This is a genomic window from Microbulbifer sp. SH-1, assembly GCF_011326135.1.
Taxonomy (GTDB): domain Bacteria; phylum Pseudomonadota; class Gammaproteobacteria; order Pseudomonadales; family Cellvibrionaceae; genus Microbulbifer; species Microbulbifer harenosus.
In genome coordinates this window covers 3,765,054-3,780,078 of sequence record NZ_CP046948.1, presented here as the reverse complement: position 1 = coordinate 3,780,078, position 15,025 = coordinate 3,765,054, and the positions used below count along the sequence as shown (strand labels likewise).

The 15,025-nt window shown below is 54.2% G+C and carries 14 protein-coding genes; 4 read left to right on the top strand and 10 right to left on the bottom strand.

The window, feature by feature from the left end; translation table 11 throughout:
• Positions 1-48 precede the first annotated feature (48 nt).
• The 10 genes from GNX18_RS15575 to GNX18_RS15530 form a co-directional block, all read right to left on the bottom strand.
• Positions 49-909, bottom strand: coding sequence for an ABC transporter ATP-binding protein (locus GNX18_RS15575; protein WP_166219233.1), 861 nt, complete (start codon positions 907-909; stop codon positions 49-51).
• A complete protein-coding gene (locus tag GNX18_RS15570) occupies positions 897-1,847 on the bottom strand; it encodes an ABC transporter ATP-binding protein (RefSeq protein ID WP_166219231.1) in 951 nt (316 codons plus the stop codon). The genes GNX18_RS15575 and GNX18_RS15570 overlap by 13 nt, the downstream gene beginning before the upstream one ends.
• Positions 1,844-2,695 (bottom strand): ABC transporter permease, encoded by an 852-nt coding sequence (locus GNX18_RS15565; RefSeq protein ID WP_205827963.1) that lies wholly within the window; start codon positions 2,693-2,695, stop codon positions 1,844-1,846. Before GNX18_RS15565 ends, GNX18_RS15570 begins: the two co-directional genes overlap by 4 nt.
• A complete protein-coding gene (locus GNX18_RS15560; protein WP_138234421.1) occupies positions 2,685-3,722 on the bottom strand; it encodes an ABC transporter permease in 1,038 nt (345 codons plus the stop codon). Before GNX18_RS15560 ends, GNX18_RS15565 begins: the two co-directional genes overlap by 11 nt.
• A gap of 2 nt (positions 3,723-3,724) precedes the next feature.
• Positions 3,725-5,332, bottom strand: a complete 1,608-nt coding sequence (locus GNX18_RS15555; RefSeq protein ID WP_166219229.1) for an ABC transporter substrate-binding protein — start codon at positions 5,330-5,332, stop codon at positions 3,725-3,727.
• Between the two features lie 81 nt (positions 5,333-5,413).
• Positions 5,414-6,196: a hypothetical protein gene (locus GNX18_RS15550; protein WP_166219227.1), complete on the bottom strand. Its 783-nt coding sequence runs from the start codon at positions 6,194-6,196 to the stop codon at positions 5,414-5,416.
• Positions 6,197-6,223: 27 nt separating this feature from the next.
• A complete protein-coding gene (locus tag GNX18_RS15545; protein WP_166219225.1) occupies positions 6,224-7,510 on the bottom strand; it encodes an MFS transporter in 1,287 nt (428 codons plus the stop codon).
• A 144-nt stretch (positions 7,511-7,654) separates the two neighbouring features.
• Positions 7,655-8,878 (bottom strand): ATP-grasp domain-containing protein, encoded by a 1,224-nt coding sequence (locus GNX18_RS15540; RefSeq protein ID WP_166219223.1) that lies wholly within the window; start codon positions 8,876-8,878, stop codon positions 7,655-7,657.
• Positions 8,879-8,903: 25 nt separating this feature from the next.
• Positions 8,904-9,701 (bottom strand): iron-containing redox enzyme family protein, encoded by a 798-nt coding sequence (locus tag GNX18_RS15535; RefSeq protein WP_205827961.1) that lies wholly within the window; start codon positions 9,699-9,701, stop codon positions 8,904-8,906.
• Between the two features lie 49 nt (positions 9,702-9,750).
• Positions 9,751-10,164: a DUF2000 domain-containing protein gene (locus tag GNX18_RS15530; RefSeq protein WP_166219221.1), complete on the bottom strand. Its 414-nt coding sequence runs from the start codon at positions 10,162-10,164 to the stop codon at positions 9,751-9,753.
• 283 nt (positions 10,165-10,447) lie between these two features.
• Here GNX18_RS15530 and GNX18_RS15525 point away from each other — a divergent pair, with 283 nt between their 5' ends.
• The 4 genes from GNX18_RS15525 to GNX18_RS15510 all read left to right on the top strand — a co-directional run bounded on the left by GNX18_RS15525 (position 10,448) and on the right by GNX18_RS15510 (position 14,960).
• Entirely contained in the window at positions 10,448-11,350 is a 903-nt protein-coding gene (locus GNX18_RS15525; RefSeq protein WP_166219219.1) for a LysR family transcriptional regulator, read from the top strand.
• 222 nt (positions 11,351-11,572) lie between these two features.
• Positions 11,573-11,962, top strand: a complete 390-nt coding sequence (locus tag GNX18_RS15520) for a MerR family DNA-binding transcriptional regulator (RefSeq protein ID WP_138234415.1) — start codon at positions 11,573-11,575, stop codon at positions 11,960-11,962.
• Positions 11,963-12,007: 45 nt separating this feature from the next.
• Positions 12,008-13,177, top strand: coding sequence for an isovaleryl-CoA dehydrogenase (locus GNX18_RS15515; protein WP_138234414.1), 1,170 nt, complete (start codon positions 12,008-12,010; stop codon positions 13,175-13,177).
• A gap of 175 nt (positions 13,178-13,352) precedes the next feature.
• The gene (locus GNX18_RS15510; RefSeq protein WP_166219217.1) at positions 13,353-14,960 is read left to right on the top strand and encodes a carboxyl transferase domain-containing protein; all 1,608 of its coding nucleotides are present in this window, start codon (positions 13,353-13,355) and stop codon (positions 14,958-14,960) included.
• Positions 14,961-15,025 lie beyond the last annotated feature (65 nt).

The following is a 15,025-nucleotide window of genomic DNA, read 5'->3' as shown; positions in this document are numbered from 1 at the left end:
GCCCGACCCTCACAGAGGGCGGCCCGTTTCCCTGAAAACCCGCGACAGTCAACCACCGGCTATCACGTTTATCGACTCCTTTCGCACCGGCAATTCCCTGGGCCTACCCGGCATGCTACCCAACAACTGCCGGGTATAGGCTTGGGACGGATTTTCGAGCACCTGATCCACATCACCCCACTCGACCATGTCACCGGACTTCATCACCAGTACCTGATCGGCAAAGTGACGCACCACGGCAATGTCGTGAGATATAAAAATGTATGTAAGACCCAAGTCTCGCTGGAGATCCTGTAGCAAATTTATGATCTGCGCCTGCACAGAAACATCCAGCGCAGATAGCGGCTCATCCAGTATCAGAATTTCCGGATTCGTGGCCAAAGCGCGGGCAATATTCACCCTTTGGCGCTGGCCGCCGCTAAGCATATGGGGAAAGGCGTGTAACTGGGTCTCCCCCAACCCTACTTGTTGCAGATAGTGAAGCGCGCGTTGACAGCGCTCGTCACGACTCAAGTTCTCGTAATTGCAGAGAGGGGCCGACACTATGCGCCAGATTCTCTGGCGCGGATTGAGCGAGGCGTAAGGATCCTGGAACACCATTTGGACCTTTCGGTACAGGTCTCGTGCTGGAAGATCGGCGACATCGCGCATTCCACTGTCCATACGCAAGCTAACCCGGCCGGCGCTCGGTCTCTGCAGCTTCATAATCAGCTGCGCCATAGTGCTCTTACCACTGCCCGACTCCCCCACGACCGCCAGCGTGCGTCCACGGGTCACCGCCAGATTGAGTTGGTTGAGCGCGTTAAATACCTGACTGCGCGCCCCCGGCAGGCGAAACACCTTGCATAGATTTTCGACGCGTAGCACCACTTCATTGGTGTCAGCGCTGGGTATGCTTACCAGTGACATCGGCTTTCCCTGTGCGAATTCGCCTCCGTACGCTGCATCGTCGGCGGCTGCACGCAGTGGTGATCGGTACGGCTACAGCGCGATCTAAAGCGACAACCTTCGACCTCTTCGGTTATCGGTATCACGCTGCCATCAATCGTGGTCAGCCGACTCTTAGGCCGCTGGCTGTTGCGGCCAGGCTGGGCCGCCACCAGACCTCTCGTATAGGGGTGGCGGGGTGAGGCGATGACTTCACCAACATTCCCACTCTCCACTATTTGCCCGGAATACATTACCTGTACCCGGTGCGCGCACTGCTCAATGACGCCGATATCATGAGACACCATCATCATCGCCATGCCAGTATCCTGGCGGATCTCCTCCAGCAGCTGCAGTATCTGCGCCTGCACCGTGACATCGAGTGCGGTGGTCGGCTCATCGGCAATCAGCAATTGTGGCGCGGAGGCCACCGCCATGGCGATCATGATTCGCTGCGCCATGCCGCCGGACAGCTCATGCGGATAACTTTTCAGTCGCGCGCTGGCGTGGGCGATTCCCACTCGGTCCAGCAAGCGAAGTGCCTCGGCACGAGCGGAGGCGCGGCTCAGACCGCTATGCGCGTGTAATACGGATTCAGTCAGCTGACGCTCGATCGTCAGGCAGGGATTGAGGGCACTCATGGGATTCTGGAATATCATCGCCATGTTGCCACCGCGCAGCGCACGCCAGTCACGTGACCTTGCCCGCAACAGGTCGATCCCGCAGGCCTCCATCCGCTCGGCAGATGCGCTCACACCGTCTGGCAATAGCCCCATCAAGGCCATGTTGACCATGCTTTTCCCGCAGCCCGATTCGCCAACAACCCCGAGAACTTCCCCAGCCGCCACAGAAAATGTCAGATCGCGCACCGCCGGTTTTCCGTCGATTGCGATACACAGGTTTTTGACAGACAGAATCATAGCCTTGCCAACTTCGGATCGAGGCGGTCGCGCAGCGCGTCTCCCACCAAATTAAAGCTAAGAACCGTAATCAGGATACAGACACCTGGCATCACAACCAGGAGAGGGTGAGACTCGATAAACGGGCGCGCGTCTGCGAGCATCGCCCCCCACTCCGCCACCGGGGGCTTAGCACCGAGCCCGAGAAATCCGAGCGCAGCAATTTCCAGAATCGCATCGCTGAAGCCGAGGGCCGCCTGCACTATTACCGGCGGTACACAGTTCGGCAGCACCTCGGACCAAAGCACGCGGAAGCGGGAGCTGCCGCTAGCGAAGGCTGCCATCACATAGGTTTTCTGCATTTCCTGAATCGCGACCGAGCGGACCACGCGCACAAACCGCGGAATACCAATAATGGTTACTGCGACAACGGCATTGACCAATCCGGAACCAAGCACCGCGACGATGACAATGGCCAGCAGGATACTGGGCAGGCACATCAGCAAGTCCACCAGCCGCATGATCACGGCATCCAGCCAGCCGCCATAGACGCCGGCCAACAGCCCGAGTCCGACACCGACAACCAGCGATACCGCCACCACCACAAAACCAATACCGAGCGAACAGCGCGCACCGTAAACGAGCCGCGCAAACATATCCCGACCCAGATCGTCCGTGCCCAGTATCGGCGCTGAAAGCGGGTTCCAGCTCGGCGGTACCAACAGCTCGGCACCGATCCGATAGGGAGACAGGTCCAGCAGCAGCGGCGCCAGGAACCCCAATAGCACCATGGTAACCAGCGCGAAAAAGCCGATGTTTCCCCAGCCGCCCGGCATCAGGCGATGAACAGCCGTGATACTAGTTTGCACTGTCCCTCCCAACTGCGGGGTTAATCGCTCTATAAACGCACTCGATCAGCCCGTTTACCAGCACCACAAAAATACCGATCAGCAGAATGCTGGCCTGGATCACTGGATAGTCGCGCGCATAAACACTGTTAACGATGTAGCGCCCAACACCGGGCCACGCGAAAATAGTCTCCGTCAGAATGGCACCGGTGATCACTGTAGTGACAAACAGCACACCGCCCACGGTGATAATCGGGATCAGCGCATTGCGAAAAGCGTGACGCCATATAACCCAAAATTCGCTCAAACCCTTGGCACGCGCAGTTCGGACATAGTCCTCAGACAGCACTTCGAGCATGCTCGAACGCGTTGTTCTGGCAAACACGGCAAGCGGTATAGTAGCCATGGTTAGGGCCGGCAGGGCGAGGTGCGCCAGAGCACTGCCAAACGCGGAGAAGCCGTATTCCTGCACTACCTGCGGCGCCAGCGTATCCACCAGCATGAAGCCTGTTATGGGCGCTATGTCGTAGAGGATGTCGATGCGCCCAGCTACCGGTGTGATATCCAGTCCGATCGAAAAGCACAGGATCAACACCAGGCCCCACCAAAACACGGGTATCGAATAACCAAAGATCGAAACTGTCATAATCAGAAAGTCCGCCACGCTGTTGCGGTAGACGGCCGCAATTACACCGGCGGGTATTCCCAAAACACAGGCGATCAGTAGCGCGCTGACCCCAAGCTCAATGGTCGCGGGCCAGCGCGCCAACAACTCCTCAATGACACTCTGCTGGGAAACCACGGAAACACCGAGGTTGCCTTGCAGCGCATTGGCGACAAACTGCAGATACTGTGCGATCAGCGGCTGCTCCAGGCCAAGATGCGCGGCCATTTCCCGGTACTGTTCAGGGTCTGAACCACGTTCACCGATCAGCAACAGCACCGGGTCGCCTGGCGCCACGCGGATCAGGAAGAATGCCAATAGCGAGACCCCCAACAATGTGGTAGCCACCTCCAGCAACCGCCTGAGCCCTATGGTACGAAGCATGTTCACTGCTGACGATTGCTCGAAACGGACAGAGGGAAAAAGTTGTCCACGTCGAAGGGATCCATTACATAACCCTCAACCCTTGAGCTCAGCGCACGAAAAACCTTCGAATGAGCGATGGGAATAACCGGTACGTCTTCACTGAAAACTCTCAACGCCTCGCGGTACAGCTGCTCGCGGGTAGCCAGGTCACTCTCTCGCCGCGCCCGCTTGATCAGGGATTCAAACTCAGGCTGGCAGTAGCGGGAATTATTCGACCCACGCTGTACCGAATCGCAACTGAACAGGGTGTACAAGAAGTTGTCAGGGTCACCGTTGTCACCGGCCCAACCTAGCTGCACCATGTCGTGCTCGCCACGCTTGACCTTATCCAGGTAAGTGCCCCAGTCGTAACTGACAAGCTCGACCTCGACACCAATTTTGGCCAGGTCCTGTTGCATCATCTCGCCCATTTTCCGACCGTTGGGGTTGTACGGGCGACTGACCGGCAGGGTCCAGAGTGTCACTTTGAAACCATCGGAGTAGCCCGCTTTCTGAAGCAACTTCCTGGCTTTTTCCGGGTTGTACTCGTACTGCGCGACCTCGTCGTTATGGGACCACATGCTCGGGGGATAGGGGTTAATCGCGAGCTCCGCGTTGCCGAGATAAACCGCATTGATATACGCCTGCTTATTGAGTGCGTGTGCAATGGCGCGGCGTACCTGGACATTGTCGAAAGGCGGCTTTTCTGTATTCATCGCCAAGTAGCCAATATTGAGACCGTCCTCCTCCGCCAGTACCATGCCGGACTGAGACTTGATTTGTGCAATGTCGCTGGGAGACGGGTAGACAACCAGATCACACTCACCTTTCTTAAGCTTCATATAACGGACACTGGGGTCCGGGGTAATGGAAAAAACCAGGTTGCCTATTGCTGGCTGCCCCTGCCAGTAAGCTTCATTCGCTTTGTAGCGGATGCTGGTGCCCTTCTGGTAACGGCGGAACTTGAACGGCCCGGTACCCACCGGCAGCATGTCGATATCGGCCTTGCGGTTCTCCCCCTGCAATTGCTCGCCATATTCACTGGAAAGAATGGACATGAATGGCATAGCGAGGTTGGATAAAAACGGAGCCTCGGGTTGTGACAACTCGATTCTCACCCTGTGATCTCCCAATTTTTCCACCTTGGTGATCAATTTATCCATACCCATGCCCTGAAAGTACTGGTAAGTACCGCCGCCCACCATGTGATACGGATGCTCCTTGTCCAGCTGTCGATTGAAGGAGAAGAGCACATCGTCCGCATTCATTTTGCGACTTGGCGTGAAGTAGGCGGTACTGTGAAAGGACACATCATCACGCAGTTCAAAGGTGTAGCTGCGGTTGTCCGGAGAGATTTCCCAGCGCTTTGCCAGTGATGGGACCAGTTTGGTCGTACCCGGTTCAAAGTCCAGCAAACGATTGTACAGCGTTGGGGCAGTAGCATTTCTCGCTGTTCCAGACAGTGTTATCTGCGGGTTAAAGGATTCAGGACTTCCTTCAGAGCAGTAAACCAGGTTGCTCGCGGAAAAAGCTGGCATTGACACCAGTACCGCCGAGTAAAACGTCAGCAATGCAAATACTTTATTCATGATTAATACCGGAGTTTCGGTTCTTCATTTCACTTATAAAATGACACAGGATTACCGCGGCTATACCTGCCACACTCTTGTCTAAGACCAGAGCCCCAGGCTGCCATCCTCTCGCAAACCGATAAACGATGTTTGCGAAATCCGGTTACCATCCGGGGTTCCGAGGATCTCATGGAAGTTTTGCGTATTGAAAATAATGAGGTCCCCCACTTTCGGAATAATCCTCACACAATCCTCCCGCTCCAAAACTTCGTAAGGGAAATAGTAGTCCCCCTCGACTTTCAACTTGTCGTTTTCACGAGTATGAATGGTGTCGTAGATAACCAGCTCCCCGGAATCCGATTCGGCGCAGTAATAGATGTTCCAGGTGAGCTGCTTGCTAATTTTCGTCACCGACCAGGGAGTGCTGATATGACTGGGCGCATGATCAGCATGTAGCTTTCCATGCCCCTTGAAGCTGCGAAAGGCACCGGCAAAATATTCCCCAAAGCCGTCCTCGTGAAATACAGAGACTTGCCGACCACCATTGTCGCGGATGGACTGAATCACCATCTGAACCGGATCTATATTCAGTTCATGGTAGATTTCGTCAACAATCCTTTTGGCTTCCTCACACTTCCCGAAGTAAATGCTTTTATCATCGTGCGCCCACTGATTGTGGCACAAGCCAATTTGGTGCACTGGGATGTCTTTCAGATGGTCATAGTTGGCAAATCGCATCTCCAATAGACGTGAAGCAACCACATCACAGACTTTCCGATCGACAAAATCCTGCACTCTGATAGCCGGAATTTTGTGCTCCAACAGTAAGCTCATGTTCTCAGGCGTCAGATCATGCAACTCACTAGATATCCAATTTCCCATCTTCAACTCCATTTGTTCCTTTTTTCACTAACCCGCGGAAGCTCTGGAAAGCTGTGCGCGATCAACGGAATATGACCAGCGTCGGTAAAGCGCGTAACTCACCAGAATCAATACGCCATATACGGTCATGAATATACTGACGGTATAAACAAAGTTGTTATTGAACATATCCAACAAGGCACCAGTAACGAGCGCTGTGGCGCTGCCGAGAAAACAGCCTACGGCAAAAGTAATTGCAAATACTGATCCCACGCGATTTTTCGGCGAAAGGGTGACAATTCCGCTGTATCCAAGCATCCACACAAACTCGAACAGGAATACCATAATGATGAAAAATACTGCACAGGCGATTGCCGAACCGGTATAGACTGAGGCCAAGTAGCTTCCGCAAGCAAGTAATGACCCGACTAAAGCAACCAGGAGGACACCGGAGAATTCCCGCTCAAAAATCCTGGAGTACTTGCAAAATACTGCAAATAGAGAAGAACCCAGAACAATTGCGATGCTCGCCATGACGTATGAGGCGGATACTGCCGACGAACCCAGTGCAAACTGCTCGCCCGGATAAATAGGCTGCAAAACACTGTAAGTGCCCTGGAAAAATGCAGCAGTCAGCGGAGGGAGCATGCAGCAGAAAAAAAGCCGAGGATCACTTTTCAGACTTGAAAAATAGTCCGCACATCTCTGCCCAATAGGACGCTTTCTACCTGACTCCGGGAACTTGTCTTCACTGACATTTCGGATCAAATATACAAGAAAAGCAGAAACGAGGAATGTTACGGCATCAAACAGAACTGCAGTCTCCAGGCTCACTGACGAAACCAGGAATACACCCGCAATTGCAGCCATGGCTATTCCGACATGATAGCCGCTCTGCATGAACGAGGCGTAGTAACTGAGCTTTTCTCTGGGAAATATGTAAGGAACGATAACAGTCTTGGTAATTCTACTTACATGATCAAACAGACCACGCAGCAGAAGAAGTAAAACAATAGCAATGTAGTTTCCTTCGCCGACGAACGGAATAATCAGCAACGTCAACAAGGCACTGATGATATCCAGAAGATACCAGCGCTTACGCGGCTCCATGCCAAAGTCCCAATCGCTCCTGTACAGAATAACGATAAATACGGGAAGCCATTGCAGAGAAATAAATATAGCAGTAACCAAACCGGATCCTGTTTCACCATATATGGCAAGAGCGAGAACAATGTGCAAGAGCACAGACCCCGCCGAAGATATAGTGAATGCAGTCGCACCAAGGATAAGATTCAGTCTTCCGCGGAAAACCACGGCGTCATTCAATGTGCTCATAGTAACCTGCACTTAGGTAGTGCCAAAAAAATCCGTGGGACTCGCTCAAACGCAAAATATGCGGCAACAACGTTCCTGAATCGAAGGAACCCGCCTCCCTCCATGGAAGAAAGCCCTGCCTAAGCCGGCAGGGCAATGCCCGCCTTATTCCTTGCGGATACGGGTAAGTTCTGCGGCTCTCTTAATGGCATTGTCCGCATTTATCTTGGCTTGCACCTGGTGCTCCCCAGTGCACATTACCTGAAGTATCCAGTGATAGTTGGAGCTCGCGGCGTCGATTTTTTCACCGGTCTTCTTGTGCAACCAAACATGCTCGACACCCGGCAAGCTGGCAACCTCCTCTTCCGTTGGCAAGGCCTCAAGCACACCACTTTCACTGGACACCAAACACTTCCAGGCAGCGCCCTTGCTGTGTCGGTAGAGACGTGTGTTTTTATCCAGATTACCCAGACAAAGCTCCACGCAATCGCCAACAATCGACCGACCTGTCGTCAGGTCCTGCATAATGGAGTGGCCGCTACCACCAACCCGCGTATTGATTTCCACCAAATGTGGACCAGTCTCGGTGATTATCATCTCCACATGGCTGGGGCCGTGGTGGTAACCGATGGCATCCAGGGCGGCGCAGGCCTTCTTTTCGATTTGCTCCGCCAACGGATGCTGGAGAGGAAAAGAAGCACCAACTTCCACACAGTCGTTGATAAGATCCCGGTCCGCGATACCGACGACCTGATGGATCCCTTCACTGAGGGTAAGAATTTCCGCACTGACCAGCCTTCCTTGCAGATAATCCTCGACTACAAATGCCTTGGAAATCCAATCTTCATCTATACCTGCAAGTTTTCCGATCAGGGCCTCCATGTCATCTTCTCCCCGACAGACCACGGCGCCGATACTTGAATGCCCCTGAACCGGCTTGATGAAGCAGGGGTAGGCAATGTCATTCTTAACCGCAGCCAGAAATTCGGCCGTATCCGCTTTGATACAGCCAACATCATCCACCCCTTTTTCCAACAAGACTTCGCGGAACCGGTATTTGTCCTGCGCGATCTGAATCGACTCCGGATCCGGCCCCTTGAGTTTCAGATCTCGCGCGAGACGCGCTGTCATCTCCGTGCGTATTTCTGCAAAGGTGAGTACGGCGTCGACCCTGTCCAGGTTATCCTCGAGAGCCTGCTTGACCTCAGCGATGTCATTTGAATTTCTGACTTGAATCAGCTGATCCACCTGACCCAGTTTGTACATGCAGGATTCCGGGAACCATTTCTGGAAGCGTTCGTGGCTGTCGCTCACCAGCACAGACTTGTACCCCTTCGACTTGCAGTACAGGATGGCATCCAAGCCACTGAAATTCGTTTCAATAAACACGACTGTAGTCATTGGCACCGCCCTCTCACGCTGTCGCTCTTAGATCGGTTTCCATATTGATAATACGGGCGTTTTGATCCCAGAAACGCTGCCAGAAATCGATACCTGCATCGAATGATTGCTTGAACTCGCGCTTCTGCGTCTCTGTTTTACAAAAACGCAAGTAATTGGCAACCGAATGCCTGATATGCTCCGTCTCGTCCGCTCTGTGTATCTTGAAGAAGGGGCTATCTGACAAGGGCTTTTCACACTTTTTATCATGACAAAGGCAATTGAACAGAGTCTCAATGTTTTCTTCAGCGATAATTTCAAAACTGAGAAGAAGGCCAACGATCCCGAACTGGCTACTGATCCCCACCAGCGTCCGGTCCAGACCGGAAAGCACTTCTTTTATTGAGGCGGCAGACTCATTGATCAGATTGATTCCCGCATCCTTAATGGCATCGAGAAACAAGTTGGAATGAATATATTCTTTATCCCGCCCACCGAGCTCGTCATAGGCGATCTGGATCAGGTGATGCTGACGTTCCGGATCGGTCGTGAGAGCAACTGCCTTACAGAGAAATACGGGAACGTAACGAGTGAAGTCATACCAGGCGGTAGCCATACTTTCTGCGGCAGTAATGCTGCGCTTACTTTGTATAGTGGCATTGATATTGACAAATACGTTGTGCTTTGCCGCTTCTTCCTGGAAATACTTGGTCCAGTAGATGACTTCCGGATGGTCGTAATCGTAAACGCTCTCAGGAATCAGATACCTCACCTCGCGATTCACTGCTGCACCCTCTACGGCTTTCACTTCAGCTACATCTCTTGTGTCCACAGGACTCTCCTTGACTGTTGGTTGATCACTAAGCGACTGGTTATCTCAACTACCTCAACAAAGGCAGATTACCGCTGAACTTATTTACAATCCTTTTATCGCCGTACAATGCGATACCCTGATACTGCAGTTCTTCCTCTGGTGTTTCCGCGAGCGCCTCGGCATACTCCTCATAGGATTTGGTTACCCGGGTAGCGCCAACAAGATCTATCACCACGAGGTCCGGCTCATACTCTTTCAGCTTGCCTCTCATATCCCGCAGTAACTCGCCACTACCCTTTAGGGTCGGCAAAGCCATGGTTGTGATTCCACGGCGCACATCCCCGGCACAGTCGAACAGATCTCTACCAACAATATCCGGGCAGAACTTACCGATACTCACAGCCAAAACAGCGGCGGTGTTGGCCACCACACCAACCGGTAGGTCCTCATCTATAATCAGCACACATTTTCTATCAGACATGATACGGCCCCTTATCGGCATCTAATCCATTCATCAATGATCCACAGAAGTTACAGCCGGCAAGCAGAATATTTTTGATACAAGCCGTAACGCACCATTTTTGATCACACTTATGATGCAGTGCCTTTTTGGCAACTTTCCTGGATAAGCGATACAGCCCGGATAGTGCTGCTCATCGGTCGGAGACTCTATCCCAGACACTTCCAATTGATTACCCACGAAAAATTAAAATATACTTTTTATTTACCAACATGGCTCAGGTCATATAAATGGAGTTATTGGCGTGTTAAGGGATGTCCGCTATCTGATCGTATTCGCGAAAGTAGTTGAGGAAGGCTCTTTTCGCTCTGCAGCACAAGCATTGGATATGTCTATATCCAGTGCCAGCCTGTACGTTTCCAAGCTGGAAGAAAGCCTCGGTATCGCGCTTCTGTATCGCAATACACGCAAGCTTTCACTAACGCAGGATGGAAAGGCCGTATTTGAAGTCGCGCAGCAAATGCTTCAGCTGTATTCCGACAATCTCTGTGATTACAAGAATGCCAAGAGACGGGGAGGCGGCAGGCTAAAAATTGCCATTCCAGCCATTCTTATACACAGTCGACTGGTATGTAAGATCTCTGCATTTGCCGCTCGCGAGCCGGATTTACATTTGCACCTGCAGTGCAGCGATCATCACAACGACATCATTGGTGAGGGTATCGACCTCGCGATCCGTCTCGGCGATATGCCCGATAGCGGTCTCAAGGCACGTAAGATCTTTATGTTGGACAGAGTCCTAGTTGGCAGTACTGATTTTTTGCGCCGCTACGGGCCACTGAAACACCCCCGGGATTTACAGGAGCTCCCGTGGATCGGTCTCACCATGCGCCCAAGCAGCCGCACTTTTTTTCACCCGAGCCAGGGCAGCTTCGAGATTTTTTATAATCCAGTCGCAACGGTGGATAGCGTCGAAGCCTCTTATCGTTTGGCCGCGTGCGGCCTCGGCTTGGCTGTGCCGCCAAGGTTTCTGTTTGATACCGCTGACGGTGTCGAAGAGCTGCTACCGGAATGGAAGCTACCCCCGCTGCCCGCCTACGCCGTGTGGCCCGCGAACGCGCCTGACGACAGCCCGGCACAGCGACTTATTTCTCATCTCAACACCCAAGACACGCAATTGGAGGCCTGTGAACTGGTTGAATTTTAAACTCTCCCCTATGCATAGCTGGGGGTATCTCCAGCTGATCCGCGACAGTCCCGCCAACCCATTGGCAAGATAGAATTTTGCCAAGTTAACACTCCCGAGACACTTGGAAACCACAATCCCACCAACAGTCACTCTTTGGCTCAGATTGACGTTTACGTTAACGTAAAGGTCAACTATCCTTCAGACACATCTGAGGAATGCCCCATACAACGGCCCAACCCCATGAGTACAACCACTACCAGTTACAGCATCTCAGCGCTCGCCCAGGAGTTCGGGATCACTACCCGCACCATCCGCTTCTATGAAGACAAGGGGCTGCTCAGCCCTGAGCGGCGCGGGCAGACGCGGATTTACTCGCCGGAAGACCGGGTGCGCCTGAAGCTGATCCTGCGCGGCAAGCGCCTCGGGTTCTCGCTGGATGAGAGCCGGGAAATCATCGACATGTACGATCCCAGCAAGGGCAATGTGGACCAGTTGAACCGCCTCCTTGAACGCATCGACGCCAAGCGCCAGCAGCTGCGCCAGCAGCAGCGGGACATCGAGAAGATGCTCGCGCAGCTGGATGAGGCAACCGCCCGCACCCGGGCGGCGCTGAAAGAACAGACATCCTGAATCTGACCGTTTTAAACCTCTGACTGACTTCAAGCGGAGCAATCCATGAATACACCCTACCCAACCCTCAACTTCGGCCTCGGCGAAGACATCGATATGCTGCGGGACATGGTCTACAAGTTCTGTCAGGCGGAACTGGCCCCGCGTGCGGCGCAGATCGACGAGGACAATCTGTTCCCCGCCGATATGTGGAAGAAGTTCGGTGATCTGGGCCTGCTCGGCATGACCGTGGAGGAGGAGTACGGCGGCTCGAACATGGGCTACCTGGCCCATGCGGTGGCGATGGAGGAAATTTCCCGCGCGTCTGCGTCGGTGGGCCTGTCCTACGGCGCCCATTCGAATCTGTGTGTGAACCAGATCCGCAAGAACGGCACGCCGGAGCAGAAGGCAAAGTATCTGCCAAAGCTGTGTTCCGGTGAGCATATCGGCGCGCTGGCGATGAGCGAGCCGAATTCCGGTTCCGATGTGGTGAGCCTGCAGTTGAAGGCGGAGAAGAAAGGCGACCGTTTTATCCTGAACGGCAACAAGATGTGGATCACTAATGGTCCGGATGCGGATACGTATGTGATTTACGCGCGCACGGAGCCGGGTATCAGTTCCGGCGGGATTACGGCATTTATTGTGGAGCGCGGCTTCAAGGGGTTCACTCAGGCGCAGAAGCTGGACAAGCTGGGGATGCGCGGCTCGAATACCTGTGAGCTGGTGTTCCAGGATTGTGAGGTGCCGGAGGAGAATATCCTGGGTCAGCTGAATGGCGGTGTGCGGGTGCTGATGAGCGGTCTGGATTACGAGCGCACGATTTTGTCCGGTGGCCCGGTGGGGATCATGCAGGCGTGTCTGGATATCGTGGTGCCTTATTTGCACGAGCGTAAGCAGTTTGGCCGGGCGATTGGTGAGTTCCAGCTGATGCAGGGCAAGGTGGCGGATATGTACGCGGACCTGAATGCGAGCCGCGCGTATCTGTATGCGGTGGCGAAGGCGTGTGACCGCGGTGAGGATTCGCGCAAGGATTCTGCGGCGGTAATCCTGTTTACTGCGGAGCGTGCGACGCAGATGGCGTTGCAGGCAATCCAGACGCTGGGTGGCAATGGCTATATCAATGAGTACGCTACTGGTCGCCTGTTGCGCGATGCCAAGCTGTATGAGATTGGCGCCGGCACTTCTGAAATCCGTCGTATGTTGATCGGCCGCGAGCTGTTCAACGAGACCCGCTAAGTTCTTTTTTATTTTGGTGGCGGTGCTGCTGCCGGGGCGGGTTTGCCAGACACGCCGTGAACCCATCCATGGGGGCTCTTCTAAAACATCCCTGTTTTAGAAGGTCTGGCAAACCCGCCCCGGCATCAGCACCTTCGCATCCAGGTTCTGACTACGAATTGGCCTCGTAATTTTTATGAATCAGATTCAGAGCAAGATTAATTCCCGCGATCCTGCATTTGCTGAAAACCGCGCGCAGATGCAGAAGATCGTCGACGACTTGCGGGAAAAGCTGGAAACCATCGCCAAGGGCGGCAATGAGCGCGCGCGGGAGAAGCACGTTTCTCGCGGCAAGTTGTTGCCGCGGGATCGCATCGATGCCCTGTTGGACCCGGGCAGTCCGTTTCTGGAGTTTTCCCAGCTCGCCGCCTATGAGGTGTACGGTGAAGACGTGCCCGCAGCCGGTATTCTTACCGGTATCGGTACTGTGTCTGGCCAGCCCTGTGTGATCGTGGCCAACGATGCGACGGTGAAAGGTGGTACCTATTATCCGCTGACGGTGAAAAAGCATCTGCGCGCGCAGACGATTGCGGAGCAGAACAATCTGCCGTGCATTTATCTCGTCGACTCCGGCGGTGCCAACCTGCCGCGCCAGGACGAGGTGTTCCCGGATCGCGAGCACTTCGGGCGTATCTTCTTCAATCAGGCCAATCTGTCGGCGAAGAACATTCCGCAGATTGCGGTGGTGATGGGCAGCTGTACGGCCGGCGGCGCTTATGTGCCAGCCATGGCGGATGAGTCGATCATGGTGAAGGAACAGGCGACGATTTTCCTGGCGGGACCGCCGCTGGTGAAGGCGGCGACCGGGGAAGAGGTTTCCGCGGAGGATCTCGGGGGTGCGGAGGTGCACTGCAAGATTTCCGGGGTTGCCGACCATTTTGCCAATAACGATACTCATGCTTTGCAGATCGCGCGCAATTCGGTGGCGCGGCTGAATCGGGTGAAGAATCCGGGGCTGGACGTCACCAAGCCGGTGGGGCCGATTTATTCACCAGAAGAGATTTACGGTATTGTGCCAAAGGATTCCCGCCAGCCGTTTGACGTGCGCGAGATTATTGCGCGGGTGGTGGACGGTTCCGAGTTCGATGAATTCAAGGCGCTGTACGGTACGACACTGGTGACTGGGTTTGCGCGTATTCACGGGTATCCGGTGGGTATCGTGGCGAACAATGGCATCCTGTTTGCCGAGAGTGCGCAGAAAGGCGCGCACTTCATTGAGCTGTGTGCGCAGCGCAATATTCCGCTGGTATTCCTGCAGAACATCACCGGTTTTATGGTGGGCAGGCAGTATGAGGCGGGCGGTATTGCGAAGCACGGGGCCAAGATGGTGACGGCGGTGGCGACGGCGAAGGTGCCGAAGATCACGATCCTGATCGGCGGCTCTTTTGGTGCCGGCAACTACGGGATGTGCGGCCGCGCTTACGATCCGAATTTCCTGTTCATGTGGCCCAATGCACGCATTTCGGTAATGGGCGGCGAGCAGGCGGCGGGCGTGCTCGCACAGGTGAAGAAGGACCAGATGGCGGCGCAGGGCGAGGACTGGAGCGCGGAAGAGATCGCGAAGTTCAAGCAGCCGATCATCGATGACTACGAACACCAGGGCCACCCCTACTATGCATCCGCGCGCTTGTGGGACGACGGCGTGATCGACCCGAAAGATACCCGTACCGTACTGGGTCTGTGTCTTGCGGCGGCGACGTACAAGGAACCCGAGGAAACGAAGTTCGGGGTCTTTCGAATGTAGCTTGGTGGTCCGTTCTAAGTTCAGTGCGGGCCCTGCTACCGGAACTTGTTTGCCGGACACGCCGT